Raw genomic sequence first — 15,962 nt, 5'->3', positions numbered from 1 at the left:
AAGCGAGCGCTTAGTCAAGGTGGACAGGAGACAGGAGCCCGATGGTGAACTCGTTCAAGGACCGCGTCGCGATCGTCACCGGGGCGAGCCGGGGCATCGGCTTCGGCATCGCCCGTGAGCTGGTGCAGCGCGGCGCGCGGGTGTGCATCACCGCCCGCAAGCCCGAGCCGCTGGCCGACGCGGTGAACGAGCTGGGCGGGCCCGGGGTGGCGATCGCGGTGCCCGGCAAGGCCGACGACCCGGCGCACCAGGAGGAGGCCGTCGCCAGGACCGTGGAGACCTTCGGGCGGCTGGACATGCTGGTCAACAACACCGGCATCAACCCGGTGTACGGCCCGATGCTTGACATCGACCGCGACGCCGCGGCGAAGATCCTCGCCGTCAACGTGCTCGCGCCGCTGGCCTGGCTGCGTCAGGCGCGCGACGCGTGGATGGGGGAGCACGGCGGCTCGGTCGTCAACGTCGCCTCGATCGCCGGCCTGCGTGCCTCGCCCGGGATCGGCATGTACGGCGTGAGCAAGGCGGCGGTGATCCGGATGACGCAGGAGCTGGCGGTCGAGCTGGGCCCGAAGATCCGGGTCAACGCGGTCGCGCCGGCCGTGGTGAAGACCAAGTTCGCCACCGCGCTGTACGAGGGCCGCGAGGAGGAGGTGTCCGCGGCGTACCCGATGAAGCGGCTCGGCGTGCCGGAGGACATCGCCGGGGCGGTCGCGTTCCTGCTCTCCGACGAGGCCGGGTGGATCACCGGGCAGACCGTGGTGCTGGACGGCGGCGTGACGCTGGGAGGCGGGCTGTGAGCTTCGAGCTGAGGGGCGCCGGGGTCGTCATCACCGGCGGTGGCGGCGGGATCGGGGCGGCGCTGGCGCGGCGGTTCGCGGCCGAGGGCGCGCGGATCGTGGTGGCCGACCTCGACGGCCCGGCCGCGGAGGCGGTGGCCGCGGAGGTGGGCGGGGTCGCGGTCGCCGGTGACGCGGCCGGGGTGGACGGGGTCGCGTCGCTGATCTCGCGGGCCACCGGCGAGCTGGGCGCCATCGACCTGTTCTGCGCCAACGCGGGCATCGCCCCGCACGGCGGGCCGGAGGCGCCCGAGGAGGTGTGGGCGCGGGCGTGGGACGTCAACGTGATGGCCCACGTGCGGGCGGCTCACCTGCTGTTGCCCGCCTGGCTGGAGCGCGGGCGGGGCCGGTTCCTCGCGACGGTCTCCGCGGCCGGGCTGCTGACCAGCCTCGGATCGGCGCCGTACTCGGTGACCAAGCACGGGGCGCTGGCGTTCGCGGAGTGGCTCTCGGCGACGTACCGGCACCGGGGCATCACGGTCCAGGCGATCTGCCCGCAGGGCGTCCGGACGAACATGCTCGCCGCGACGGGCGTCGGCGGACAGCTGATCATGGGCGCGTCGGCGATCGAACCGGCCCAGGTGGCGGACGCGGTGATGGAGTCCTTCTCCGACGACCGGTTCCTGATCCTGCCGCACCCGGAGGTCGCCGAGTACTACACCACCCGCGCGACGCAGACGGACCGCTGGCTGGGCGGGATGAACAAGCTGCAGCGCAAGGTGGAGGCCGCGCAGGGCGAGTGACGTGCTCCGGTCGCACATCGCCGGAAGGTGTGCGACCGGGGGCGCGGTTATGCTGTGCCGGTCGAGGAAGGACGTTGCGGATGACCGAGGAGCCGGTGCCGGCGAGGCTGCTGTCGGCGGCGACGCGGTTGTTCGCCGAGCGCGGGTTCGACCGGACGTCGGTGCAGGAGATCGTGGCCGCGGCCGGGGTCACCAAGGGCGCGATGTACCACTACTTCGGCTCGAAGGACGACCTGCTGCACGAGATCTACGGCCGCGTGCTGCGGTTGCAGACCGAGCAGCTGGAGAAGGTGGTCGCCAGCGGTGAGCCGGTGGCCGCGCGCCTGCACGCGGCCGCTTCCGACGTCGTGGTGAGCAGCATCGACAACCTCGACGACACGACGATCTTCTTCCAGTCCATGCACCAGCTCAGCCCGGAAAACCGCAAGGCGGTGCGCGCCGAGCGGCGCCGGTACCACGTGCTGTTCCGGTCGCTGATCGAGGAGGGGCAGCGGGAGGGCGTGTTCCGCACCGACAAGCCCGCGGACATCGTGGTGGACTTCTTCTTCGGCTCGGTGCACCACCTGGCGGTCTGGTACCGCAGCGACGGGCGGCTGAGCGCGCCGGAGGTTGGTGCGCACTACGCCGATCTGCTGGTGGGCTCGCTGCGGCCCTGAGGTTGTTGCGCTGCCTTTCTGGTGGCGGGGCGCGGTTGGTCCAGTGGTGCCGGCACGAGGTGACGCATTCGTGTGGGTACGAGGCGACCATTCGTGTGGGTACGAGATGGCCATTTGTGTGGGTGGGTACGAGATGCCCTCTCGCGGGGCCGTGAGGCGGCCACTCGTGGGGCTACGAGGTGCCCGCTCGTGGGCGTGCGAGATGCCCTCTCGTGCGAGGTGACCGTTCGTGCGGCCACACGAGGTGTCCACTCGTGCCCGCGCGAGATGTCCGCTCGTGGGCGTGCGAGATGTCCGCTCGTGGGCGTGCGAGATGCCCTCTCGTGCGAGGTGACCGTTCGTGCGAGGTGACCGTTCGTGCGGCGGCGAGGTGACTGTTCGTGCGGCGGCGAGGTGACCATTCGTGCGGTCGCATGAGGGGGCCACTCGTGCGAGTGCGAAGTGTCCGCTCATGGGGCGTTGGGTGTCCACCCGCGGGGGTGCGAGATGCCCTCTCGTGGGGGTGCGAGGTGCCCTCTCGTGGGGGTGCGAGATGTCCTCTCGTGGGGGTGCGAGGTGCCCTCTCGTGCGGGTGCGAGATGTCCTCTCGTGCGGGTGCGAGGTGTTCTCTCGTGGGGGTGCGAGATGTCCTCTCGTGCGGGTGCGAGATGCCTGCTCGTGCGGGTGCGAGGTGCCCGCTCGTGCGGGGGCGACATGCCCGCTCGTGCGGGTGCGACGCGACCACCTGCCTCGCCTGGTGTGGCTGGTCCCTTCGTACACCTACGACTGGGTGCTTTCGTGCGCCGAAGTCCGTGGCTGGGCCTTTCGTGCGCCTGCGAAGTGTCCACTCACGCGGGAGCCACGCGCCGACGACACAAGACAAGGGAGGCCGGCGCCACAGCACCGGCCTCCCGAAAAACCACGCTCCAGCAATCCGCCTCAGGCCGGCGGCAGGTTCACCAACCCCGCCAGCGCCGCACGGTGCCGCCCCGGCGTGCCGAGCGCCAGCTCGTCGCTCTTGGCGCGCTTCAGGTACAGGTGCGCCGGGTGCTCCCACGTCATCCCGATCCCGCCGTGCAACTGCACCGCCTCCTCCGCGGCGTGCAGCGCCACCGTCGAGCACGTCGACTGCGCCACCGCCACCGCGACGGGCACATCCGAGTCACCGGTAGCGAGCGTGTCCGCCGCATAGCGGGCCGTCGCGCGGGCGGACACGATCTCCAGGTACAGATCCGCCAGCCGGTGCTTCAGCGCCTGGAACGAACCCACCGGCCGCCCGAACTGGTAGCGCTGCTTCAGATACGCCACCGTCTCATCGAGACACCACTGCGCGACCCCGACCTGCTCCGACGCCAGCAACCCGGCGCCCACCAGCAACGCCTGCCGCAGCGCCGCCTCCGCCCCGGCACCCGACACCAGCAACCGCGACGACGCGTTGTCCAACGACACGTCCGCCAGCCGGCGCGTCAGATCGAGCGACACCACCTCGGTCACCGTCGCCGCGGTCTTCTCCACCGCGTACAGCCCCGGGCCGTCCGGGCCCACCGCCGGCACGATCAGCACGTCCGCCACCGACGCATCGGCCACCGTCCGCACCGCGCCGCTCAGCGCGCCCTCCGTGTTCGCCGACACGCCACCCGGGAAACCCGCGTCCGGCGCCGACGTCAGCGGCACCGCCAGCGCGCCGACGACCTCACCGGCGGCCAAGCGCGGCAGCAACTCCGTGTCACCCGCGGCCTGCAAAGCCGCCGTCGCCAGCACCGCGCTGCCCAGGAACGGCACCGGCGCCACCGACCGGCCCAGCTCCTCCAGCACGACCGCCACCTCGCGGTACGACGCGCCCTGCCCGCCCAGCGACTCCGGCACCGCGAGCCCCGCCAGGCCCAGATCCGTCGCCAGCGTCCGCCACAGCTTCAGGTCGTACGGCTCGGCGCTCTCCGTCCGTGCCAGCACGGCCGAAAACCCGGCCTGGTCGCCGAGCAGGTCCCGGACACTGGCGCGCAGGTCCTCCTCGACCTCGGAGTACAGCAGATCGCTCACCGCGGCAGGTCCTTCCACGCGACGTCCTTGTCCACCCGTGGCTCGGACGGCAGCCCGAGCACGCGTTCGGAGATGATGTTGCGCAGCACCTCGGAGGTGCCGCCCTCGATCGAATTGCCCTTCGCCCGCAGGTAGCGGTACCCGGGCCCGCGGCCGAGCATGTCGACCTTCTCCGGCCGGCGCAACGTCCAGTCGTCGTAACGCAGACCGTCCTCACCGGACAGTTCGATCTCCAGCCCGGTCAGCGCTTGCTGCAGCTTCGCGAACGCCAGCTTCATCGCCGAACCCTCCGGCCCCGGCGCCCCGACCGCCAGCTGCTGGCGCAACCGCGTCCCGGCCAGGCGCGCCGCTTCCGCCTCGACCCAGAGGCGGAGCAACCGGTCGTGCAGCTCCGGCGTGCGCAGCTCCGGCCGGTCCCGCCAGGTCCGCGACACCATCCCGATCAGGCCGCCCTCGCGCGGGATCGCGTTGCCGCCGATCGCCACCCGCTCGTTCATCAGCGTGGTCTGCGCGACCTTCCAGCCCTCGCCGACCGCGCCGAGCCGGTTCGCGTCCGGGATCCGCACCCCGGACAGGAACACCTCGTTGAACTCGGCCTCGCCGGTCAGCTGCCGCAGCGGCCGCACCTCGACACCGGGATCGGTCATGTCGCAGATGAAGTACGTCATGCCCTGGTGCTTGGGCACGTCCGGATCCGTGCGGGTGACCAGGATCGCGAACCGGGCGATGTGCGCGACCGACGTCCACACCTTCTGCCCGTCGACCACCCACGTGTCACCGTCGCGCACCGCGCGGGTGCCCAGCGCGGCGAGGTCCGATCCGGCGCCCGGCTCGCTGAACAGCTGGCACCACACCTCCTCGCCGGTCCACAGTGGACGCAGATAGCGCTTCTTCTGCTCCTCGGTGCCGAACCGCAGGATCGTCGGCGCCGCCATGCCCAGCCCGATGCCGATCCGGCGCGGGTTGTTGTCCGGCGCGCCGGCCTTCGCCAGCTCGGCTTCGACGACGTTCTGCAGCTCGCGCGGCGCGCCCAGCCCGCCCAGGCCCTCCGGGTAGTGCACCCAGGCCAGGCCGGAGTCGAACCGGGCTCGCAGGAACTCCAGCCGCTCCGTGCTCGCCGGCGGGTGGGCGGCGAGCAGCTCGCCCACCCGCGCGCGCAGGTCGTCGGCGGTCAGCGTGCTCATCGGGCCTCCGATCGGTACTTCTTCAGCTCGCGGTGGGCCAGCGAGCGCTTGTGAACCTCGTCCGGTCCGTCGGCGAACCGCAGCGTGCGGATCCCCGCCCACATCTCCGCCAGCGGGAAGTCCTGGGACAGCCCGCCCGCGCCGTGCGCCTGGATCGCCTTGTCCAGGATCCACTCGACGGTCTTCGGGGTGGCGATCTTGATCGCCTGGATCTCGGTGTGCGCGCCGCGGTTGCCGACGGTGTCCATCAGCCACGCGGTCTTGAGCACCAGCAGCCGCAGCTGCTCGACCTTCACCCGCGCCTCGGCGATCCAGTCCTGCACCACGCCCTGCTCGGCGATCGGCTTGCCGAAGGTCGAGCGGCTCAGCGTGCGGCGGCACATCATCTCGATGGCGCGCTCGGCGATGCCGATCGAGCGCATGCAGTGGTGGATCCGGCCCGGCCCCAGCCGCGCCTGGGCGATGGCGAACCCGTCGCCCTCCTCGCCGATCAGGTTGTCCGCGGGCACCCGCGCCTCGTCGAAGACCACCTCGGCGTGCCCGCCGTGCGAGCCGTCGGTGTAGCCGAAGACGTGCATCCCGCGCGTGACGTGCACGCCGGGCGTGTCCCGCGGCACCAGGATCTGGCTCTGCTGGCGGTGCGGTTCGGCGTCCGGGTCGGTCTTGCCCATGACGATGAAGATCTTGCAGTTCGGGTTCATCGCGCCGGTGATGTACCACTTGCGCCCGGTGATCACGTACGAGTCGCCGTCGCGGCGGATGCTGGTGGCGATGTTGCGGGCGTCGGAGGAGGCCACGTCCGGCTCGGTCATCGCGAACGCCGAGCGGATCTCGCCGTCCAGCAGCGGCTGCAGCCACTGCTTGCGCTGCTGCTCGGTGCCGAACATCGCGAGCACCTCCATGTTCCCGGTGTCCGGCGCCGAGCAGTTCAGCGCGACCGGGGCCAGGTGCGGGCTGCGGCCGGTGATCTCGGCCAGCGGCGCGTACTGCAGGTTCGTCAACCCGGCGCCGTGCTCACCGGGGAGGAAGAAGTTCCACAGGCCGCGTTTGCGCGCCTCGGCCTTGAGGTCCTCCACGACCGGCGGGAAGGTCCACTCGTTGTCCCGCTGCGCCAGCTGCTCCTCGTGGACCGGCTCGGCGGGGTAGATGTGGGAGTCCATGAACTCCAGGAGCCGCTCCCGCAGCTCCTCGGTCTTGGCGTCGAACGCGAAATCCATGATCAGTCCTTGAGGGTGTCGAGTCCGAGGGTGACGAGCGGGACCACCGCGGCGCCGATCTGGTCGAAGCCGGCGCCCACGGTCTGGCCCTGGCTGAACCGGTAGTAGATGCCTTCCAGGATCACCGCGAGCTTGAAGAACGCGAACCCGACGTACCAGTCCAGCGCCGAGACGTCCCGGCCGGACCGCGCCGCGTACCGCGCGATCATCTCGTCCGTGCCCGGGTAACCGGGCGCGGTGCTGACGTTGGAGACGATCTCCAGGTTGACCTTGCCGCGCTCGGCGTAGGCGATGAGCAGGGCCAGGTCGGTCAGCGGGTCCCCGAGCGTGGACATCTCCCAGTCCAGCACCGCGGTGATGCGGTCGGTCTCGTCGACCAGGACGTTGTCCAGCCGGTAGTCGCCGTGCACGACGGCCGCGGGCCCGGACGCCGGGATGGCGCGGGCCAGCTGGTCGTGCAGGTCGTCGACGCCGGGCAGGTCCCGGCTGCGGGAGGCGTCCAGCTGCTTCTTCCAGCGGCGCACCTGCCGTTCCAGGAACCCCTCCGGGCGGCCGAAATCGGCGAGCCCGACCGCGTCCGGGTCGACGGTGTGCAGGTCGACGAGGGTGTCCATCAGCGACTCGGCGATCGCCCGCGTGCGCTCCTCACCGAGCGCCTCCAGCTCGCTCGCCGCGCGGTAGGGGGTGCCCGGCACGAACTCCATCACGTAGAACGGCGCGCCGAGCACCTCGGTGTCCTGGCACAGCGTGATCGTCCGCGGCACCGGCACGGGCGTGTCCGCGAGCGCGCTGATGACGCGGTGCTCGCGGGCCATGTCGTGCGCGGTGGGCAGGACGTGCCCGAGCGGGGGCCGGCGCACCACCCAGCGGCCGGCGCCGTCGCCCACGATGTAGGTCAGGTTCGACCGGCCGCCCTGCACCACCTCACCGGTGAGCGGGCCCTGGACGAGCCCGGGGGAGTGCTCGTCCAGGTAGTCCCGCAGCCGTGCGAGGTCGAGTCCGGGCAGGTCCTGCTGCGTCACTGGGCCTCCTTGTCCAGATAGCTATACCGACCAGTCGGTATGTCCCACCGTAGCGGAAGCCCGCCCGGAGGCGGGCTCACGTCTCAGGCGATCAGGCGCGTCACCCACTCGGCGACGCACGCCGGCTTGGCCTCGCCGTCGATCTCGATCGTCCACCGCGTCACCACCTGCTTGCCGCCCGGCACGTCGGTGACCTCGGCCAGCTCGGCGACCCCGCGGATCTTCGAGCCGACCTTGACCGGCTGCGGGAACCGGACCTTGTTCAGGCCGTAGTTGATCCCCATCTTCAGCCCGTCGACGCGGTAGGTGCCCGCCGACAGCAGCGGCAGCACCGACAGGGTCAGGAAACCGTGCGCGATCGGGGCGCCGAACGGGCCCTGCTTGGCCTTCTCGACGTCCACGTGGATCCACTGGTGGTCGCCGGTGGCGTCGGCGAAGGTGTTGACCTGCTCCTGCGTGACGGTGTGCCAGTCGCTGGTGCCCAGCTGCTCGCCGACCGCGGCGGTGAACTCGTCCAGTCCGTTGAAGACGCGCATGATCTCAGTCCTTCGGTCCGCCGGCGACGTAGACGACCTGGCCGGAGACGAACCCGGCGCCCTCGCTGACCAGGAACGACACGGTGTTGGCGATGTCCTCGGGCTTGCCGACGCGCTGCACCGGGATCTCCTTGGCCGCGAACGCCTTGAAGTCCTCGAACGGCACGCCCAGGCGCTCCGCGGTGGCGGCGGTCATGTCGGTCTCGATGAAGCCCGGCGCGATCGCGTTCGCGGTGACGCCGAACTTGCCCAGCTCGATCGCCAGCGTCTTGGTGAAGCCCTGCAGGCCGGCCTTGGCCGCGGAGTAGTTGACCTGGCCGCGGTTGCCCAGCGCGGAGGTGCTGGACAGGTTCACGATCCGGCCCCAGCGCTGCTCGGTCATGTGCTTCTGGACCGCTCGGGTCATCAGGAACGAGCCCTTGAGGTGCACGTTCATGACCGAGTCCCAGTCCTCGTCGGTCATCTTGAAGAGCAGGTTGTCCCGGGTGATGCCGGCGTTGTTGACCAGCACGGTCGGCGGGCCCAGCTCCTCGGCGACCCGGGCGACGGCGGCCTCGACCTGCTCGGTGTTGCTGACGTCGAGCGCGACCCCGATGGCCTTGCCGCCGGCCGCGGCGATGTCCTCGGCGCCCTGCTTCACGGACTCCTCGTTGAGGTCCAGCAGGGCGACGGCGAAACCGTCCGAGGCCAGCTTGCGCGCGACAGCGGCGCCGATGCCTCGGCCGGCGCCGGTCACGATGGCGACCCGGGAGTGGGACTCGGTCACGGGAACTCCTCCTCGTCGTTGAGCGCGTCGGTAAGCGAGCGCTTAGAAAGCTACTCGCCTCCGGCCCGGAGCGCCTAAGTGACCTGGGTCACCCCGGTTCGGTTCGATCGTAGTAACGGGACGGCCAGCGTGGCGAGCGCGAGCAGTTCGGTGGCCGCGAGCAGGCGCTCCACCAGGCCCAGCGGGATCGTGCGCCACCACGGCCCGCCCCCGGCGAGCATGTAGCCGACCGCACCGAGGATGAGCCCGAACCAGGCGAGCGAGACGATCGCCAGCGCGCGGGCCGCCCAGCGCCAGCCCGGCGAGTCCGGGAAGATGCGGCGCGCGGCGAACAGCAGGCCGACCGGCAGGCACACGAACCCGACGACGCTCGCGTACCGGTGCACCACCCCGCCCAGGCTCGGCCCGACGGACCAGTCGGTCTTGGGGAACGCGACCACCACCAGCAGGCTGACCGTCCACAGTGCACCGAGCACGACCGCGGCCGAGCGGACCGGCAGGGCCCGCATCAGCACGTGCGCGGCGAACAGCACCGCCGAGCCGAGGGCGATCAGCAGGACCGCGATGTCGAAGATCCACTTGTTGGCGCTCAGGGCGTACTCGCTGATCGTGCGGCGCACCGGGCTGATCTGGTCGGTGGGCGGGAGGAACTGCAGCAGGAGCACGAGCGCGGCGCCCCCGGCGATCGCGGTGAGGCAGCCCAGGGCGAGGAGCCGCGGCGCGCGGGTGGGGGCCGGAGTGGTGGTCACCCGGCCCAGTTTATGCGCGCACGTGTGGGGGTTTTGTGATCTCGTGGGCGGTTTCGGCGCGTGCCCGGGATTGTCGGTGGGGGCCCTTAGGATCGTCGGCATGGAGCAACGGGTTCTCGGCCGGACCGGCCGTGCGGTGTCGGTGGTCGGGCTCGGCACGTGGCAGCTGGGCGCGGACTGGGGCGAGGTCGGCGAGGCCGAGGCGTTCGCGGTGCTGGAGGCCGCGGTGTCGGCCGGTGTCACGTTCTTCGACACCGCCGACGTCTACGGTGACGGCCGCAGCGAGCAGATCATCGGGCGGTTTCTGCGCGACCACCCGGACGTGTTCGTGGCGACCAAGATGGGCCGTCGCGCGCCGCTGGACCCGGGTGAGTACACGCTGGAGAACTTCCGGGCGTGGACCGACCGGTCGCGGGCCAACCTCGGGGTCGAGGTGCTGGACCTGGTGCAGCTGCACTGCCCGCCGGCGGCGGTGTACTCCAGTGACGCCGTGTTCGACGCGCTGGACACGCTGGTGGCGGAGGAGCGGATCGCCGCGTACGGGGTGAGCGTCGAGACGTGCGCGGAGGCGCTGACCGCGATCGCCCGCCCGGGCACGGCGAGCGTGCAGATCATCCTGAACCCGTTCCGGCTCAAGCCACTCGACCGGGTGCTGCCGGCCGCCGCCGAGGCGGGGGTGGGGATCATCGCGCGGGTGCCGCTGGCGTCCGGCCTGCTGTCCGGCCGCTACACGAAGGAGACGGTGTTCGCCACGGACGACCACCGGACGTTCAACCGGCACGGCGAGGCGTTCGACCAGGGGGAGACGTTCAGCGGGGTGGACTTCGCGACGGGCGTCGAGGCGGCCGCGGAGTTCAGTTCGCTGGCCCCGGCCGGCGTGACGCCCGCCCAGACGGCGTTGCGGTGGATCATCCAGCAGCCGGGCGTCACGTCGGTGATCCCGGGGGCGCGATCGGCGGAGCAGGCGCGAGCGAACGCGGCGGCGGCTGGGGTCGAGGCACTGCCGGAGCCGACGCTGGAGGCGGTGCGGGAGCTGTACGACCGGCGGATCCGGGCGCAGGTGCACGAGCGCTGGTAGGGCTCGTGCGTTCCGGCCGGGTGACCGCGCCAATGGCCGGCGCCCGGCCGCGGCGCGCTGCCCGGAGCCGGCCAGGCGTCATCACCGGCCCCGGCAGGGGTGCGCGTCCGCCGTGGCGGGAATACCGCGGGCGGCGGCCGCCTTGTGGCAAGCGTGAGTGATCACTTCGAAGGCGAGTACGCGCCGAGCCCGACGGACTGGGTCCGCGAAGCGGTGGAGCAGTTCGAGTCGTCCGGCGGGGAGGTCAGCCTCAACGAGCCCGGCGGGGCCCCGATCGTCGTGCTCACCACGGTCGGCGCCAAGACCGGCAAGATCCGCAAGTCGCCGATCATGCGGATCGAGAAGGACGGCAAGTACCTCGCGGTGGCGTCCAACGGCGGCCGCCGCGAGAACCCGGGCTGGGTCGCCAACCTCCGTGCCCACCCGACGGTGGAGCTGCAGGACGGCCCGGTCAGGAAGACCTACGTCGCCCGCCGGCTCGACGGCGAGGAGCGTCGCCAGTGGTGGGAGTACGCTGTCGCGCTCTGGCCGACGTACACCGAGTGGCAGGAGAAGACGGACCGCCGGATCCCGCTCTTCCTGCTGGAGGAATGAGGCGGCACCCGGATCGACCGGCCGCGCACCGCCGCGGCGAGCGGGTTCCGCGGTCAGCCGGTCGCGCCGAGGGTGCGGATGATGAGCTCCCGCGTGCCGGCCGGGTCGATCACGTCGTCGATCTCGAAGACCGTCGCCGTGTTCAGGGCCTTGCCGCGCTCGTAGTACTCGGCCACCAGCTCGGCGTAGCGGGCGTGCCGGGCCTCCGGGTCGGCGATCGCCTCCAGGTCCGCGCGGAACCCCAGCCGCACCGCGCCCTCCAGCCCCATGCCGCCGAACTCGCCCGTCGGCCACGCCACCGTCAGCGCGGGCGCGTGCAGCGAGCCGCCGGTCATCGCCATCGCGCCCAGGCCGTAGGCCTTGCGCAGCACCACCGCGACCAGCGGCGAGGTCAGCCGCGCCCCGGCGACGAACAGGTCACCGAACCGCCGCACCGTCGCGGTCTTCTCCGCCTCCGGGCCCACCATGAACCCCGGAGTGTCCACGAAGGACACCACCGGCAGGCCGTGCGCGCGGCACAGGTCCAGGAAACGTGCCGCCTTGTCGGCGGCGTCGCCGTCGATCGCGCCGCCGAGGTGGGCCGGGTTGTTCGCCAGCACCCCCACGGGGATCCCGCCGATCCGGGCCAGCGCGGTGATCACCCCGATCCCGAACCCGGCGCGCAGTTCGAGCAGGCTGCCGGGATCGGCCACTGTGGACAGCACCGGCCGCACGTCGTAGACGCGGACCCGGTTCTCCGGCACCAGGTGCCGCAACCGGCGCTGGTCGTGTGGTTCCCCGGCCTCGGCCGGGCCGGCGAAGTAGGACAGGTAACGCTTGGCCACGTCGACCGCCCCGGCCTCGTCGGCGACCAGCACGTCCACGACCCCGTTGGTGTACTGCACCGGCATCGGCCCGACGTCGCCGGGCGCGACGACTCCGAGCCCGCCGCCCTCGATCATCGCCGGCCCGCCCATGCCCAGTGAACTGCCCTCGGTCGCGATGACCACGTCGCACACCCCGGCCAGCGCCGCGTTGCCGGCGAAGCAGTAGCCCGACACGATCGCGACCGTCGGCACCTCGCCGGCCAGCTGGGCGGCCATGCGGAACGTCGGCACGTCCAGCTGGGCGACCGCGGAGGTGTCGGTGTCGCCCGGCCGCCCGCCGCCGCCCTCGGCGAACAGCACCACCGGCAGGCCGCGGTCCCGGGCCAGCCGCAGCATCCGGTCGGTCTTGCGGTGGTTGTGCACGCCCTGCGTCCCGGCCAGCACGGTGTAGTCGTAGGCCAGCACGACGACCGGCCGCCCGCCGACGGTCGCGGTGCCGGTGACCAGGCCGTCGGCGGGGGTGCGGCGGATCAGGTCGCCGAGGTCCCGGCGGCGGCGCTGCGCGGCGATCGCGAGGGCGCCGTACTCGGTGAAGCTGCCGGGATCGCACAGGTCCTCGACGTTCTCCCGCGCGGTCCGCTGCCCGGCGGAGTGCCGCTTGCGCACCGCGTCCGGGCGCGCGGCGTCCAGGCCGATCTCGTGCCGCGCCACGGTTTCCGCGAGGTCCGGCCGGATGTGGTCGAGGTCGGTCTCGGTCGCCTCGGCGGCTCCGGTCACCTCGCCGTTCTCTCGCAGGGTGACCAGGACCGCCCCGGCCGTGACGGTGTCACCGGGCTTGACCACGACCCCGAGCACCGCGCCGCCCCGCTCGGCGGTGATCAGGTGTTCCATCTTCATCGCCTCGAGCACGACGAGTTCCGCGCCCGCCGGCACCGTCTCGCCCTCGGCCACGCACACCTGCGCCACCACGCCCTGCTGTGGCGCGGTGACCGTGCCCGGCGCGGCCGCGGGCTCGGTGATCTCGTCCACCAGGTCCGGCAGGCGGCGGTCCACGAACGTGGTGTCGGCCGTGCCGAGCGGCTCGGCCAGCAGCGCCCGGAGCAGGGCGAGGTTCGTCGGCGGCCCGGTGATGGCGAATTCGCCCAGCGCGCGACGCAACCGGGCGGCGGCCGAGGCGAGGTCGTGTCCGGTGACGATCACCTTGGCCAGCAGCGAGTCGTAACGCGGGTTGCCGGGATAGCCCGGGTAGCCGTGGGTGTCCACGCGGACGCCGCGGCCGGTGGGCGGCTGGAACGTGGTGAGCGTGCCGCCGCCGGGCAGCACGGTGCCGTCCGGCCGGACCGTCTCGGTGTTGACCCTGGCCTGGATCGCCACGCCCCGCGGCTGCGGGACGGTGCGGTCCAGTGGTTCGCCCGCGGCCAGCCGGAGCCCGATCTCGACCAGGTCGAGCCCGGTGACCTCCTCGGTCACGGTGTGCTCGACCTGCAACCGCGGATTCACCTCCAGGAACACGAATTCGCCGCCGTCGACCAGGAATTCCACAGTGGCCAGACCAAGGTACACAGTGGACCCGACCAACCGCGTGGCGCACTCGTGCAAGCGCTTTCGGAGCTCCGCCGGGAGGGTCGCGGGCGCGATCTCGATGAGCTTCTGGCGGCGGCGCTGCAGGCTGCAGTCCCGGTCGCCGAGCGCGAGCGTCGTCTCGCCGTCGGCGGCGATCTGCACCTCGATGTGGCGGGCGTGGGGGAGGAGCCGTTCCAGGTAGACCGAGCCGTCGCCGAACGCGGCCCGGGCTTCGGAGGCGCAGCGGCGCAGTGCGGCGGGCAGGCCGGCCGCGTCGGTCACCGGTCGCATGCCGCGTCCGCCGCCCCCGGCCAGCGCCTTGACCATCACCGCGCCGTGCTCGGCGAAGAACGCCTCGGCGGTGGCCGGATCGGTCGGGCCGTCGGTGCCCGCGAGGACCGGAATGCCCAGCTCCCGGGCTCGTGCCCGGGCGCGGGTCTTGTCGCCGAACAGTTCCAGGGCGTCCGGGGACGGTCCGGCGAAGCGAATCCCGGCGTCCGCGCAGCGGCGGGCGAGGTCCGCGCTCTCGGACAGGAACCCGTAACCGGGGTGCAGGAACTCGCATCCGGTGCGCTGCGCGGCGGCGACGATCGCGGCGGCGTCGAGGTAGGTGCCGTCGAGGCGTTCGGCGTGGTCGGCGCGGGTGACGTGGGCGCAGTCGGCGTCGTCCCCGGGATACACGGCGACCGTGCGGAAGCCCAGCGCGGCGGCGGTGCCGAGGATCCGGACGGCGATCTCGCCCCGGTTCGCGACGAGCAGGGACGGCACCGTCTCACCTCACCGTGTCGATCACGTCCTCGGTCTCCCCGGACGCTACCGGGCGGGCGGTGCCGCTACCAGGGCCGCCGGTGTCGCCAGATCGGGACGGGCGAGACCGGCGGCCGAGTTGTTCAACGATCCGCGGGGATGGCGAATTCCCGGCCATGATCACCAGGGCGGCCACCGAGACCAGCACGTAGGAGGACCCGAGCAGGTGCTGCCACCAGGTCCAGTGCATCTCCAGGTCGTGGGTCTGCGGCAGCCACGAGTGCGGCCCGACGGCGAAGACGAGCAGCACCGGGCTCCAGCGCGGGGCGCGGACCAGCACCACCACCGCGGCGGGCAGCACCCAGACCCAGTGGTGCGACCAGCTCACCGGCGAGGCGAGCAACCCGCCGGCGGCGATGGCGAGCAGGGCGGTGACGTCGTCGCGGGCCCGGCGGGCGGCGACCGCGGCCAGGGCCATGACCGCGGCCGCGAGCACGGCCCAGAGCAGGGTGTTCTCCGGGAACAGCCGGACCAGGATCGCCTGGATGTTCTGGTTGAACGCGTAGGCGAGGCCGCCGATGCGCCCCGGGTCGAACAGGGTGTGCAGCCAGTACTGCGCGGAGTCGGCCGGCGCGAGCAGCAGGGCGGCGAGCCCGCAGGCGGCGAACGAGGCGACCGCGGTGGCGGCGGCGCGGTATTGGCGGCGGAGGAGGAACAGCAGCACGAAGACGGCCGGGGTGAGCTTGATCGCCGCGGCCACGCCGACCAGCAGGCCGCGGGGCCAGCGGGTGCGGGGGAGCAGGCAGTCCGCGGTGACCAGGGCCATCAGGATCAGGTTGATCTGGCCGAAACCGATGGTCTGCCGGGCCGGTTCGAACAGCGCCCACAGGGCGGCGACGCTCATGCCGAGGGCGTTCGCCGCGGCGCGATTGGCGAGGAGGCGGCGGGCGGTGAGCGTGGTGGTGAGCGCGAGGGTGGCCGCGGAGGCGAGGCTGACCGCGAACTTCGCCACGTGCCAGGGCAGGAGCTCGACGGGCGCGAACAGGATCGCGGCGAACGGGGGATAGGTGAAGGGCAGCGGCATGCCCGGCACCATGGCCGCGAAGGCCGGCGTGTACAGCCCGGCGCCGGTCCGCCAGGCGAGGCCGCCGGTGCGGTAGACGTGCAGGTCGAGAAACCCCTGGAAGAGCAGCACCCAGCCGACGACGGTGAGGAGGAGCAGCGCGGCCGCGCCGCGGGTGATCCACCGCAGGCGCGTGCCGGTGAGCCGCGGGTGGTCGTGGGCGTGCAGGTGAGCGGCCATCGTGTCCCCCCGTCCCGGCGCGGCCCCCTGCCGCGTCCCCCAAGATCGTCATCTTGGCACCGGCACGCGCGGGCGCGGCGGCAGGTCCCCCGGTCCGGTGACGGGCGCCGGGGTGGGGAGGGCCGGCGGCGGCGCCTGATGGG

General features: G+C 72.4%; 14 protein-coding genes. 5 read left to right on the top strand and 9 right to left on the bottom strand.

Going from position 1 to position 15,962, the window contains the following annotated elements; genetic code table 11:
• Window positions 1-41: 41 nt before the first annotated feature.
• The 3 genes from D0D15_RS21205 (at window position 42) to D0D15_RS21195 (ending at window position 2,235) form a co-directional block, all read left to right on the top strand.
• Window positions 42-797 (top strand): SDR family oxidoreductase, encoded by a 756-nt coding sequence (locus D0D15_RS21205; protein ID WP_162830625.1) that lies wholly within the window; start codon window positions 42-44, stop codon window positions 795-797.
• On the top strand, window positions 794-1,579 hold the full coding sequence (locus D0D15_RS21200; protein WP_094007666.1) for an SDR family NAD(P)-dependent oxidoreductase: 786 nt from the start codon (window positions 794-796) through the stop codon (window positions 1,577-1,579). Before D0D15_RS21205 ends, D0D15_RS21200 begins: the two co-directional genes overlap by 4 nt.
• An 80-nt stretch (window positions 1,580-1,659) precedes the next feature.
• Window positions 1,660-2,235, top strand: a complete 576-nt coding sequence (locus D0D15_RS21195) for a TetR/AcrR family transcriptional regulator (protein WP_094007665.1) — start codon at window positions 1,660-1,662, stop codon at window positions 2,233-2,235.
• Window positions 2,236-3,153: 918 nt separating this feature from the next.
• Here D0D15_RS21195 and D0D15_RS21190 read toward each other — a convergent pair.
• The 7 genes from D0D15_RS21190 to D0D15_RS21160 all read right to left on the bottom strand — a co-directional run bounded on the left by D0D15_RS21190 (window position 3,154) and on the right by D0D15_RS21160 (window position 9,728).
• Window positions 3,154-4,254 carry an acyl-CoA dehydrogenase family protein gene (locus tag D0D15_RS21190; protein WP_094007664.1) on the bottom strand — a complete coding sequence of 367 codons (1,101 nt, stop codon included), beginning with the start codon at window positions 4,252-4,254 and terminating at the stop codon, window positions 3,154-3,156.
• Entirely contained in the window at window positions 4,251-5,438 is a 1,188-nt protein-coding gene (locus D0D15_RS21185; protein WP_094007663.1) for an acyl-CoA dehydrogenase family protein, read from the bottom strand. Before D0D15_RS21185 ends, D0D15_RS21190 begins: the two co-directional genes overlap by 4 nt.
• Entirely contained in the window at window positions 5,435-6,655 is a 1,221-nt protein-coding gene (locus D0D15_RS21180) for an acyl-CoA dehydrogenase family protein (RefSeq protein WP_094007662.1), read from the bottom strand. Before D0D15_RS21180 ends, D0D15_RS21185 begins: the two co-directional genes overlap by 4 nt.
• A 2-nt stretch (window positions 6,656-6,657) precedes the next feature.
• Window positions 6,658-7,677: a phosphotransferase family protein gene (locus D0D15_RS21175; RefSeq protein ID WP_094007661.1), complete on the bottom strand. Its 1,020-nt coding sequence runs from the start codon at window positions 7,675-7,677 to the stop codon at window positions 6,658-6,660.
• An 83-nt stretch (window positions 7,678-7,760) separates the two neighbouring features.
• Window positions 7,761-8,213, bottom strand: a complete 453-nt coding sequence (locus D0D15_RS21170) for a MaoC family dehydratase (protein ID WP_094007660.1) — start codon at window positions 8,211-8,213, stop codon at window positions 7,761-7,763.
• A 4-nt stretch (window positions 8,214-8,217) separates the two neighbouring features.
• Window positions 8,218-8,979, bottom strand: a complete 762-nt coding sequence (locus D0D15_RS21165; protein ID WP_094007659.1) for a beta-ketoacyl-ACP reductase — start codon at window positions 8,977-8,979, stop codon at window positions 8,218-8,220.
• Window positions 8,980-9,053: 74 nt separating this feature from the next.
• On the bottom strand, window positions 9,054-9,728 hold the full coding sequence (locus D0D15_RS21160; RefSeq protein WP_094007658.1) for a DUF998 domain-containing protein: 675 nt from the start codon (window positions 9,726-9,728) through the stop codon (window positions 9,054-9,056).
• 100 nt (window positions 9,729-9,828) lie between these two features.
• On the opposite strand from D0D15_RS21160, the gene D0D15_RS21155 reads away from it, so the two are divergent.
• Window positions 9,829-10,806: an aldo/keto reductase gene (locus D0D15_RS21155; RefSeq protein WP_094007657.1), complete on the top strand. Its 978-nt coding sequence runs from the start codon at window positions 9,829-9,831 to the stop codon at window positions 10,804-10,806.
• Window positions 10,807-10,959: 153 nt separating this feature from the next.
• Window positions 10,960-11,400: a nitroreductase family deazaflavin-dependent oxidoreductase gene (locus tag D0D15_RS21150; protein ID WP_167481529.1), complete on the top strand. Its 441-nt coding sequence runs from the start codon at window positions 10,960-10,962 to the stop codon at window positions 11,398-11,400.
• Window positions 11,401-11,453: 53 nt separating this feature from the next.
• On the opposite strand, the gene D0D15_RS21145 is transcribed toward D0D15_RS21150, so the two are convergent.
• Together D0D15_RS21145 and D0D15_RS21140 are read right to left on the bottom strand one after the other, a co-directional pair.
• Entirely contained in the window at window positions 11,454-14,537 is a 3,084-nt protein-coding gene (locus D0D15_RS21145) for an acetyl-CoA carboxylase family protein (protein ID WP_094007656.1), read from the bottom strand.
• Between the two features lie 4 nt (window positions 14,538-14,541).
• Window positions 14,542-15,819: a glycosyltransferase 87 family protein gene (locus D0D15_RS21140; RefSeq protein ID WP_233157430.1), complete on the bottom strand. Its 1,278-nt coding sequence runs from the start codon at window positions 15,817-15,819 to the stop codon at window positions 14,542-14,544.
• Window positions 15,820-15,962: the final 143 nt, after the last annotated feature.

The organism is Amycolatopsis thermalba (assembly GCF_003385215.1).
In the GTDB taxonomy this organism is placed as follows: Bacteria; Actinomycetota; Actinomycetes; order Mycobacteriales; family Pseudonocardiaceae; genus Amycolatopsis_E; species Amycolatopsis_E thermalba.
The sequence above is the reverse complement of the archived record's forward strand: the minus strand, read 5'-3'. Positions and strand labels throughout refer to the sequence as shown.